The 11,492-nt window shown below is 43.5% G+C and carries 9 protein-coding genes; all 9 read right to left on the bottom strand.

Going from position 1 to position 11,492, the window contains the following annotated elements; translation table 11 throughout:
- Positions 1 to 119 precede the first annotated feature (119 nt).
- The 9 genes from ord to hypB all read right to left on the bottom strand — a co-directional run bounded on the left by ord (position 120) and on the right by hypB (position 11,489).
- Positions 120 to 1,163: a 2,4-diaminopentanoate dehydrogenase gene (gene ord / locus SRRS_RS00590; RefSeq protein ID WP_371365261.1), complete on the bottom strand. Its 1,044-nt coding sequence runs from the start codon at positions 1,161 to 1,163 to the stop codon at positions 120 to 122.
- A gap of 190 nt (positions 1,164 to 1,353) precedes the next feature.
- Positions 1,354 to 2,460, bottom strand: a complete 1,107-nt coding sequence (locus SRRS_RS00585; protein WP_371365259.1) for an alanine/ornithine racemase family PLP-dependent enzyme — start codon at positions 2,458 to 2,460, stop codon at positions 1,354 to 1,356.
- Positions 2,461 to 2,572: 112 nt separating this feature from the next.
- Positions 2,573 to 4,234 carry a M20/M25/M40 family metallo-hydrolase gene (locus SRRS_RS00580; RefSeq protein ID WP_371365257.1) on the bottom strand — a complete coding sequence of 554 codons (1,662 nt, stop codon included), beginning with the start codon at positions 4,232 to 4,234 and terminating at the stop codon, positions 2,573 to 2,575.
- Between the two features lie 120 nt (positions 4,235 to 4,354).
- On the bottom strand, positions 4,355 to 5,749 hold the full coding sequence (locus tag SRRS_RS00575; protein ID WP_371365255.1) for an amino acid permease: 1,395 nt from the start codon (positions 5,747 to 5,749) through the stop codon (positions 4,355 to 4,357).
- Between the two features lie 502 nt (positions 5,750 to 6,251).
- On the bottom strand, positions 6,252 to 7,712 hold the full coding sequence (locus SRRS_RS00570) for a sigma-54 interaction domain-containing protein (protein WP_371365253.1): 1,461 nt from the start codon (positions 7,710 to 7,712) through the stop codon (positions 6,252 to 6,254).
- 226 nt (positions 7,713 to 7,938) lie between these two features.
- A complete protein-coding gene (alr, locus tag SRRS_RS00565; protein WP_371365251.1) occupies positions 7,939 to 9,051 on the bottom strand; it encodes an alanine racemase in 1,113 nt (370 codons plus the stop codon).
- A gap of 103 nt (positions 9,052 to 9,154) precedes the next feature.
- Positions 9,155 to 10,519: an amino acid permease gene (locus SRRS_RS00560; RefSeq protein ID WP_371365250.1), complete on the bottom strand. Its 1,365-nt coding sequence runs from the start codon at positions 10,517 to 10,519 to the stop codon at positions 9,155 to 9,157.
- 112 nt (positions 10,520 to 10,631) lie between these two features.
- The gene (locus SRRS_RS00555; RefSeq protein ID WP_371365248.1) at positions 10,632 to 10,811 is read right to left on the bottom strand and encodes an aspartyl-phosphate phosphatase Spo0E family protein; all 180 of its coding nucleotides are present in this window, start codon (positions 10,809 to 10,811) and stop codon (positions 10,632 to 10,634) included.
- A gap of 18 nt (positions 10,812 to 10,829) precedes the next feature.
- Positions 10,830 to 11,489 carry a hydrogenase nickel incorporation protein HypB gene (gene hypB / locus SRRS_RS00550; protein WP_371365246.1) on the bottom strand — a complete coding sequence of 220 codons (660 nt, stop codon included), beginning with the start codon at positions 11,487 to 11,489 and terminating at the stop codon, positions 10,830 to 10,832.
- Positions 11,490 to 11,492: the final 3 nt, after the last annotated feature.

Genomic DNA, 11,492 nt, shown 5'->3' with positions numbered 1-11,492 from the left:
TAATCCATTAGAGGTTAGTTCTTACTAAGCATACGAATAGTAATTATGGGCGAATATTTTCATGCATGTCTCCAGCAATATCTGAACTGTTAATCGTAGGACTAATCCTATAACAAAACTTATCGCTTGATTTTTTTGCGGATATCTCCCGCCAAAGCGCTGATAACAGGTAGCTCAGGCATGGTAAGCAGTCCGGCAGGAGCATTGATTACTTGAGGAATCATATTGACGGCAGCAGCCATTGTGCCAATACCGCCGGGAATTTCTTGCTCATCGGAAAACTTAATCGTAGGTGTGCCTTCGATAACAACATAGTCCCCGGTTTTAACACCTTCCAGTTCAGGATGAATCTGTTGCGGGTGTTCTAGCGTAATAATCTCCTGACCGTTTTTATATCCACGGGCAATATGACGACAGCCGGCAACCATCCCGGGTTGTACTTTTACATGCGGTGTTTCGCGATATACGCTGGTAACAAGCGGTTCTCTGGTTTCAACAACCTCATCCAGTTCCCAGCCCAGGGATTTAGCGATTAAATAGATGGATTGCCTAAAACCAATATGTCCAACAATAGCACCGCTTTTTACCCCTGCTTCGAATTCCGCTACCGTTGTTCCAACCCCTTGGGTTTTCATAACAGTCGGTCCAAACGGCGAGAGGTCATTAATCCGTGCTGCCCAAATTTTGTTTACCACTTGGCAGGCTCCGCTCATAGTCAAAATAAGAGTGTCCAGCACAAACCCGGGGTTAACGCCGGTTCCCAGAATTGTGACCTTATTTTCTTGCGCAAGTTTATCTAATTTGTCGGCTAAATCCGGAGTTTCTACCTGCGGTGCCGACATTTCCTCAGCAATCGTAATGACGTTTTTCCCTGACTTAACAATAAGCGAAATTTCCGGAAATACGTCTTTGGTAAACGATTGTGTGGAATGCAACACAATATCGGCTTCTGTATCTTTAAGTACTTGTTCCGGTTTATCTGAAACAATAACTCCAAGATTGCGTTCCAATCCTAACACTTCGCCTAAATCTTTGCCGATCTTGGCCGGATTCTGACCGATCGCTCCCACAATGCTGATGCCTTGTTTGTTGAGCAGTATATCTTTGGCCATACCACTTCCCATAGCGCCAAGACCCCAAAAAATTACTTTAACATTTTCCATGAAAACTAATCCTCCCTCTTAAACTAAAATTGCAATCGTAATTGCTATTTCACTATAATCGCAAGATTGATGCCAAAAACCAGAACTAGCCGTTCGGGCTTTTGGAACCGGGCTTTTAGTGCAAAAATTTTGGCATTAGCGCAAACTTTTTTGCACTAATTCAATTATTCTGAATTATCGATCCCTTTTGTTACTTACAGCAAGCCGCCTCATAGCAGCAGTCATTGTAATGCTTATAAACGCGGGAAACATACGGGGATATCATTACATGAGCAAGCGCACCATATTCCATAAAAAAGCAAAGTTCCTGCCCTACATTAATGTCCTGATGGGCATCTGTCACATCCAGGATTAGATGATCACTGCTGCCGCCCAGAATTTCTACCCCCGGTAAAATTGGCCGTAATCCTTCCAAAATAACATCTTGCCGGCCAATAGCAGCAATTGCCCGCTTTCGTATCCCACGGTCTTTTAGTACTGGTAAATTGCCAAACGCATCCCGGCAAATTTCTCCCGGTGTTACCGAAGGTTTTTCCTGAACCTCGACCACCTCGGCATGCAGAGTAAAAGCATCCTGGAAAGCACCTGGAATTGGCTTGCGGTTTACGGATTCCCGTCCTAAAAGAATGCTTTCGCCAAGTCTTAATTGGTTAATTTCCGGCGGTATTGCGCTCTTTAGCAACAGTTCCACGTTTGACGAATTTCCTCCCGAAATTACCGGTAGTTCGTGCGAAAATTCCCGTCTTGCCTGCCTGGTCAGATCAATAAGCCGCCCAAGGTTTTCCTCTGTGGGAATCAATCCACCATAACACGCAAAATTCGCACCAAAACCTTGTACCTTAATTCCGGGCAGCAATAAAGCTTGCTCAACCAATGGCAAAATTTTTTGCGGTACTACGCCTTCCCGCCAATCACCCATATCAACCATCAAAATGACTTTGTGGGTACGCCCGACCTGCCTGGCAGCCTGACTCAGCCGCTCCAGTGTTGCATATTCGGAAACCAGGCTGTATTCTGCTATCTGTACTACCTCAGCAACTTCGCTGGGCATAGGAATCCTAAGCAGCATTAACGGTACTTTGATGCCTGCTTCCCGCAACTTACGGAGATTCTGAATTCTGGCATCCCCCAGCGCCTTCACCCCGCCGCTTAGTATAGCTTGAGCAATAGCAGTATCAGCACAGACCACCTTGGTAACACCAATAACCTCAATGTCCTGTTTTTTGCACAAGTCAACAAGCAAGCGTGCATTCGCCGCTATCTTCTCCAAATCAATTTCTACAAAAGGATAGCCCATAATTAACCCTCCCGCCAAAATATATTGATCAGTAAACTATCATGCAAAAAAAATGCCAATTGTAAAAGCACGAGAGCCGCCCTCGGGCGGCTCTCGTGCTTCAACTGACATTCTATTTCAATAAATTTTGTAAGGTTTTATATAAAATTTGCGGCATAGCATCAAAAGAATAGGCTGTGCATAATCGCTCCGACAACTTATGGGCATCCTTGCCAAAAGGCCCAATGTTGACTACTGGCATGCTGATATTTTGCATAGACTTTATCGGCAAATTGTATTTATGCGGCCAGGCGGGCATGTTATCGGTTAACCCTTTTATACTTGCTGTGTTTTGGGAAATACCGCAATAGCTCAAGTCCGAAATATATGGGTAGAACTTTTTCATGACAATATTATACTCATACTGCGCCTTCACATCGTTTACTGCTTGTTCCACAGCTGAGAGCAGTCTTTTTTCCTTTTCGTCATACCCCTCAACAAAAATATGTGGATAATATGGCGGCGCAAAATACACGACGATCTTCGAATTTTGATCAGAATAATATTTATGTACCTCCTGCACAATAGCCAGCGAAAACTCCCGATCATCCACACCCTTGGTCTTTAAAGCAGCAACCAGGTCGGCAAGAATTTTATCAATCTTATCCCCCATTTCGCTTTTTACATGTTGGTATAACTCATCATAAGTTAACACTTGTGCTTGCCACGGCAGTTTACGGAAAGGTATGTTTGCCAAATTACAATACTTTTCATATTCCTCATTCAGCCTCTTAATGACATTTTCGAAGGACTGCTCCGCTTTCGCTTTGCACTTTGTTAACACTTCATCCGGTTGACTGGAGTGAGTTGCATAATTAAAGTACAGATTAACCGCATTCGTTGTTTGCACCGAGTATTCTGTCCTCAAATCCCGCTGACAAAGACTAATCGGCGGTAACGTAACCTCGCCATCGGCTATATCACATAGATCGGTGCTCAAATCTACCTGATACATGACTTCCGACGCCAGCAGATTGGCATCAAGTCCATTAAATGCCTCTCCAACATGAGTTTCTTCACCATACAGATAAAAACAAGGCAATAGCTTTCCAACTGTACCAATATATACATACTTGTTTTCATCTCCAGGATATTTTGTTGTCATATAGTCGGTGTCAACTGCGGCAATAAACTCCCAATCCCGTTCTCTTGCAAGCTGTTCCAGTTCCTCAACACAGGCAAGCATTCCCGCGGAGTTACCTTCTTCGTCAGGAACACCAATAAAAACAAGATTCCCGTTTAAGTCATCAATTTGTTTGGTGAATTCCTCCAGCATGACTAATAACGCGGCCACGCCGGTTTTCATATCAAAAATTCCCCGCCCGAAAATCCAGTCAGGTGAATTAAGTTCGGCAAGTGTTTCCTCACAAAATTTAATAGCTTTTAGTTTTTCTTTGACTATTTCCGGTTTATCAGCATACTCCTTTAATTCTGCAAAATCATCAATACCGGCCGTATCAATGTGCCCAAGTGACAGTATTGTCCGTTTAGATTGTCTTTTTGTTCCTTCAATGAATGCTAAAACACTTTTCCTGCCCAATTCATCATTTTTTATCGGCAAATAACGTAAATTCTCCGGATGGCTCTTGAAATATTCTATTTTTCCCAAATGCTTATAAATTTCTTCGGCAATAGTAACTTCCCCGCAGGTGCCGACAACACTTCGCGTACGAGTAAGTTCAACAGCAATGTTTTTTATTTTTTCACCGATAATTCCCTCATTGGCCTTATTCAAAAAACTCACTCCTTATCTAGTCTTGGATTTTTTTTTAATTACATCGCTTCTGTCGATTAAGTTAATCTACTCTTGCTCCCAAAAAAACGACTCACTCCAGCACCAAAGAACACCTTTACTTTACTTTGAAATATTTATATTGGTTTTATCAGCATTTTTAGCAATAAATACGCAATATGTAAAATATAGCAGCCCAAACCATACAGGTGCAAGATATATTGCAATACGTGTTTGCTCATTAACAAACATGATAATAGCAATTAACGCCAGATATGCTATGCATAACCAATTCGTGTACGGTGACCCTGGCATACGATATTTTAAATTATTAATTTCATCGGGCATTAATCTCTCTCTAAACTTTAACTGTGTCAAGAGAATCATAAGCCATGTCCACAAGGCGCCAGAAACATTAAGGCTTGTTACATATACAAAGACCTGTGCAGGAGCACAATAATTAAGAATTACTCCTACCAGGATTACTGATGCAGTAGCTAAAATTCCCCTTTCCGGCACTTGTGAATTATTCAGCTTTCTAAAATAATGAGGAGCCTCGCCCCGCAACGCCAGACTATACAAAAATCGCCCTGACGAATAGATGCCCGTGTTACATGCCGACAAAGCGGCTGTTACTACTACGAAATTAATAATGGCTGCAGCTCCTGAAATACCAAGCTTTTTGAAAGTTGCGACAAACGGGCTGCCAATCGTCCCGATCTGATCCCAAGGATAAATTGATAATATTACAAATAACGATCCCACGTAAAAAATTAGGACCCGCCAAAAAACTTTATCTATAGCCGATGGCAATGTCTTACTGGGATCCTTCGCTTCTCCCGCAGTTAACCCTATACCTTCGCTTCCACAATAAGCAAAGGTAACCATAACCATAGCCATAAGCACCCCTTTCAGGCCAAACGGCAAAAATCCGCCATTGGCCCACAGATTGGCTATCCCCAGCGCCACACCTTCATTGCCTATCCCAAATACAATCATAAGAGAACCAATCAAAATCATACCAATAATCGCCACGATTTTAATTAAGGCAAACCAAAATTCAAATTCTCCATAAAATTTAACGGCCACCAGATTTACAACTGTCATACAGGCAAGGGCCGCAAGCGCCGGTATCCACTGTTCAATGTCCGGATACCAAAACTTCATATACATACCGACTGCTGTAATTTCGCACATACAGCCGACTACCCATTGATACCAGTAGTTCCAGCCAGTAATATACCCATATTTCGAGCCGAGAAAGGTAGTAGCATATTGAGCAAACGAACCGGATACAGGATAGGTTACCGCAATTTCCCCTAAGGCCCTCATGATAAAGAATACGACGATACCGCCTAATAAATAAGCTAACAAAATTCCTGGTCCTGCAGTTTTGATAGCTGACGCGGATCCTAAGAATAGTCCAACCCCAATGACACCACCCATGGCAATAAGTTGAATATGCCGGTCATGTAAGCCACGGTGTAAATCTTCCTGAGCCATTTCGAGCTTATCCATAAATTTGCATCCCTCCACTTTACAAACTCTCTGCTCTTACTCCGCCGGGCATTTCTAGCGAATTAGAACATACGGTGTACCCCCAAAACTCTCCCCCTTTTTTCCTTTCTACGACCTGACTGCTTGTCGTGTTAGATCCAACAAGTTCCTTTGCTACATATCCATTTTCCTTCGTTTGCAAGATTAGTGCCAAATCTAGGAAAAACAGATTATTTAGCTTTTCTGACTCTCTTTTTCTGCAAAAAAGATGGCACTAATGCCATTTTTTTTGCACTAATGCCTTAAAATTACCCTTACCTCGCTAACATGTAAATCAGTAATAATTTTACTATTAAAATTTATTTCAAGAAGAGGCCCGGCTTTTTCCGGAATTTAACCGCTAATCGGGCGCATTTTTTTGCAGTGAAAAAAATAGACCCATAACCCAAAACTCTATATTGACGCATTTTGCCTCCGGCAAATTTAAATGCACAATCATGTTCTAAGCCATGAATCTAGGAAATTATTTCATTTTGTACTTCTTTATTTTGTATTGCAGCACTTGGCGGGTTAAACCCAGACGACAAGCAGCACGAGTAATATTACCACCAGTTTCAGCCAGCGCGGCGGCAATAATATCGATCTCCATCAGTTTCCGCTTATTGCCCAGCGATAGTCCCGCATCCAAAACCACAGACTGTTCAGCCTCGTCTTGCACCTGTTTTATAAGCTTGTTCGAATTAGAACAAAACAACATAGGTAAATGCCCTATTCTGATATATTCATCATCGGTTACCAGATTCATAGCGCCTTCAATTACATGCTGCAACTCGCGAACATTGCCAGGCCAACTATACCGCAAAAAAATATCCTCAACCGCTTTATCAATTCCCTTAATATTCAAGCTCAAAGTCTTATTATAATTCTTAATAAACGCGCGGGTGTAAATAGCAATATCGCTTCTTCGCTCACGCAACGCCGGAATCCTTATTGTCACCACACCAAGCCGGTAATATAAATCCTCCCGCAACTTCTTTTGCTCAATAGCCAATGACGGTTCAACATTCATGGTTGCAATAACCCTTATGTTGATAGGAATCTCATTGGCAGCGCCAACCCGCCTTATAACGTTTTCCTGCAAAGCCCGCAGTAGTTTAGCCTGCAACTCCATATTCATGGAGTTAAGCTCATCTAACAATAATGTGCCGCCATTAGCCTGTTCAAATAAACCTGCCCGATCAATAGCTCCCGTAAATCCCCCCTTGGCCGTACCAAAGAGCAGTCCCTCAAGTAATTGCTCCGGCAACGCGGCACAATTAACAGCAACAAAAGGATGTTGTTTGCGGGGACTTAGATTATGTATGCTTTGGACAAATAATTCCTTACCAGTACCTGTTTCGCCAAAAATTAGTACGTTGGAGGACGTGCGGGCCGCCCGCTCGGCAAAATTTACGGCAACCTTTAATAGCGGCGATTCGCCTAATATACTGTCTATCGTGTAGCGGGTATTAGGGTGGTGCAGCACTTTGCCGCCTTTTTTTCTTTTAATCAGGTTCTCCTGCAAATTAACGATTTCGTTTGCCAGTGATTCGATGTAGGTAATGTCCTTGGCAATCTCCAAAGCTCCAATTATCTTGTCATCTACGAATAGAGGAAAGGTGCTATTAACGGTAACTATTTGCTTGCCCCGGGTATTTATATACTTCTGCTGACGGTCAGGCAGCGCCTTACCTGTCCTAAGAACAGTTAGCAGAGTACTTGTCTCAGCGGTTAGATGCGTCATAGCATTTAGCAGATTTCTTCCTAGTATTTCCGCAGCATCACAGCATTCCAGCTTAGACATGGTATCGTTATAGAAGATGGTTGTACCGGTACTGTCTATAACATGAATCCCTACATCCAGTTTTTGGAGAATGGCTTCATATACGTTAAGCTGCTGCCACACTTCTCCCTGGATACTTTTCTTACAAACTGCAGTTTCCAAACCCGTCACCACTCCCTGTTAACTAATAAAAATAGGTTGGGAAAATTGCCATTAATTAACAGTGCCACCAAATCTATTTTATATCTGATACTCGCTTGAATCAAGATAGAATCTTCTGCTTATGTTAAGTTATTTTTCGAACATAGTTTCAAGGGCTTTATGCCTTTGTAAAATGCAAAAGGCATAAAAAAAGGACTCCGCTCGGAAGTCCTTTTTTTGCTGTTCTCTATGCATTTTTATAAACACGCGGAACCCGTTTACCTATCATACATACTAATTCGTAATTTATTGTTCCTAAAGCATCAGCAATTTCATCAGCCGGGATTTCCGGCGTTCCAAACAAGTTAACGGTATCTCCTGGCTTTACTCCAGGAACTTCAGTAACATCTGCCATACATTGATCCATGCAAATTCTTCCAACAAGCGGCGCTCGGCAGCCGTTAACAAGAATACTGGTTTTACCGGATAGCAGCCGCGTCCAGCCATCAGCATAACCAATCGGCAAAGTAGCAATTTTACGGTTGGTTTCGGTAATATATGTACGTCCGTAACTAACAGACGTACCGGAAGCAACCTCTTTAACATGAGCAATCTGCGCGTTCAGCCGCATTGCTGGAGTCAGTTCAATATTCCGGGCAACTTCCGAAGAAGGCCATAATCCATATAAGATAATTCCCGGACGCACCATATCCAATTGCATTTCCGGCATTTCCAGGGTCGCGGCACTATTGGCGATGTGCCGGAGCGGAATTGTAATACCTTTGGCAGATATGCGGTTAAGAGCTTCCTGGAACTTGGCAAACTGATCCCGGGCGTAAGTTTTATCTGCCGCATCGGCTGTCGCCAGGTGGGAGAAAACTCCTTCTACTTCCACTCCCGGCAGAGCTGATACGGCTGCAGCAAATTCGCCTGCCTCTTCTGGCATGATACCAATTCTGCCCATGCCTGTATCTATTTTTATATGCAGTTTTACTTTTTTTCCCATCTCAGTTGCGGCAACAGAAAGGGCCCGGGCATTATCCATACAATATACGGTTTGAGCAATATCATAAGCAACAACCGGCTTGGCTTGATGAGACGGAGTATAGCCCAGAATTTGGATAGGAACTAAGAATCCAGCTCGCCGCAGTTCAATTGCTTCACTTAGCAGGGCTACCGCCAACCGGTCAGCACCTGCTGACAGCACTGCCCGTGATACGGCAACAGCACCATGCCCGTACGCGTCTGCTTTTACAGCTGCACAGAATTTAACCTCGGGCTTAAGGCATTTCTTTATTTCTTTAACATTCTTCTTGATAGCAGCAAGATCAACCTCAGCCCACACAGGACGTTCAAACATAAACTTAATCCTCCCTCATAATAAGTTGTTTCCCTTCATTGGTACAACTTATGCAAAAATGGTGCCATCGTTAACACGCGGCTGCATAGCAGGGATGGATATATTACGGTGTCCTTCGACTAAGAACATAAGAAACCATTAGTCCCAACAGCCACAATGGCCCCAAAAACAACGCCAACGCAGTATCTGCATCCCGACTCATAATACCGGCTACCACCAGCAGCATGATTAGACAGAAAATGCCTGAGGCAGGATACCAAGGCATCGGGTAAGCCAGCTCCCCTACCTGAAGCTTAGACAGACTTCGGCGAAATTTTAACTGTACAATAAGAATCGTTGCCCATACCCAAAGACAAGCGAATGTCCCGATACTTGTCACATAGGTAAAGACTTTTGCCGGAATGAGGTAGTTAAGACCAACTCCCGCCAGCAAGCAGGCGGACGACACCAACACTCCATTAACCGGCACTTGACTGCCATTTAGCCTTGCCAAAAAGGCCGGGGCTTCACCTTGTGACGCCAAAGTGAAGAGCATGCGGCCTGTGCTGAAAATGCCGCTGTTGCAGGAAGACAGAGCTGCCGACAAAACCACAAAATTCATTATACCGGCGGCATTGTCTATACCCAATTTTTCAAACACTGACACAAACGGACTGCCAAAGCTGCCGATTTCCGTCCAGGGATATATAGACATTATCACATATAACGAGCCAATATAAAACAAAAGAATGCGCCAAAAAACCTTGTCAATCGCAGCAGGCAGCGTTTTACCCGGATTTTTGGCCTCGCCGGCAGTAATCCCGATAACTTCAATTCCCACATAGGAAAACAGTACCATTGCTAAAGCTGCAATCGTACCGTTGATGCCGTGCGGAAAAAAGCCGCCATGCTGCCAGAGATGCGAAATCCCCACCGGTGTTCCGGCATTGCCTATACCAAATATAATCATACCCAATCCCCCGAGAATCAGAAGAACTATAGCAATGACTTTGATTAAGGCAAACCAGAACTCGAATTCGCCGTATACCTCTACAGCAATAAGATTTATAATTGTCATAATAAACACGGCTGCCAATGCCGGTATCCACTGCGGCAGTTCAGGCAGCCAAAAATTTATATATACACCTACCGCAGTAATCTCGGCCATACCAGTAATAATCCACATAAACCAATACGTCCAGCCGGTTAAATATCCGGCCAATGGACCTAAAAATTTGTGGGCATAGGCACTAAATGACCCTGCTACCGGATAGGCTACCGCCACTTCCCCCAGGGCTCTTAACAAACAAAAAACTACCAGTCCGCCGACAAGATAGGTAACAAGTAAAGATGGGCCGGCCGTTTGGATAGCTATAGCCGAACCCAAGAACAAGCCAACACCTATAGAGCCGCCAATCGCAATCAGCTGAACATGCCGCTCCTTAAGACCTCGCCTAAGCTCTTGCCGCTCCTCTTGTTTCCGCACCATTTATTCCCTCCGCCGCTAAAAATTACTTGGCGGGTATAAACTTCCCCCCATAGTAATTTATAGTAATGACGGCAGGATTAGACCTTTGTTTTTGTCCCAATCTGATGGAGAATTATTTACCCTTCATCTGGCGGGCATTTGCAAGCTCGTATTCGACAATCAATCTATCCAGGTAACTACTAAGTTCAGATACCTCCCGGTCGGCAAAATTACCGCATTTTTGTTCAACTAAAAGATGCAACCGGTCGCGAACGGCCTCAATTTCCCGTTCCTTTTCCGCCAGGCTTGCCACATTACCCCCCCTAATCTCTTACTGCTTACCAACTAAACGTATCTGCTCCTTAAGCCACTGTGTCCAAAGAGATAAACCGATTCCTGTTTTGCAGGAGGCCTGAATTAAGCAAGCTTCAGGGTTTAAACCACGAATATCGGTAACCGCGTTTTCTATAGAAAAATCAGTATAAGGCAATAAATCAATTTTATTTAAGATTATGGCCTGTGACTGCCTGAAAACTAGTGGATATTTTAGCGGTTTGTCCTCTCCCTCGGTAATACTTAATACAACGGCTTTAGCATGCTCTCCAACCAAAAACTCGGCTGGACAAACCAGGTTGCCGACATTCTCCACAATTAAAAGATCCAGCCGGTCTAAATCCAGCTTGGCGATTGCGGTTTTAACCATGGCTGCATCTAAATGGCAGCCACCCTTTGTATTGATCTGGACAACCGGCACTCCATAAGCAGCAATTCTATCCGCATCTTTAGAGGTATATAAATCGCCTTCAATGATGCCTATATTTATTTCATCCTTTAATAAGCGAATAGTTTGTTCCAACAAAGATGTTTTACCACTACCCGGTGAACCCAGTAAGTTAACGGTAAATATACCCTTCTTGGTAAACGCAGCCCTGAGTTCTTTAGCTATCTCATTGTTTTTTTCTAAGATATTGCTCATTACGGTAATTTCCAAGCG

The sequence above is a fragment of the Sporomusa rhizae genome (assembly GCF_041428845.1).
Taxonomy (GTDB): domain Bacteria; phylum Bacillota; class Negativicutes; order Sporomusales; family Sporomusaceae; genus Sporomusa; species Sporomusa rhizae.
The sequence above is the reverse complement of the archived record's forward strand: the minus strand, read 5'-3'. Positions and strand labels throughout refer to the sequence as shown.

What these genes read in the sequence shown, in the direction of transcription:
- SRRS_RS00575 (WP_371365255.1), bottom strand. Translation starts at nt 5,749, where the DNA reads ATGGATAAGCTCGAAATGGCTCAGGAAGATTTACACCGTGGCTTACAT.
- alr (WP_371365251.1), bottom strand. Translation starts at nt 9,051, where the DNA reads ATGTTTGAACGTCCTGTGTGGGCTGAGGTTGATCTTGCTGCTATCAAG.
- SRRS_RS00560 (WP_371365250.1), bottom strand. Translation starts at nt 10,519, where the DNA reads ATGGTGCGGAAACAAGAGGAGCGGCAAGAGCTTAGGCGAGGTCTTAAG.
- SRRS_RS00585 (WP_371365259.1), bottom strand. Translation starts at nt 2,460, where the DNA reads ATGGGCTATCCTTTTGTAGAAATTGATTTGGAGAAGATAGCGGCGAAT.
- ord (WP_371365261.1), bottom strand. Translation starts at nt 1,163, where the DNA reads ATGGAAAATGTTAAAGTAATTTTTTGGGGTCTTGGCGCTATGGGAAGT.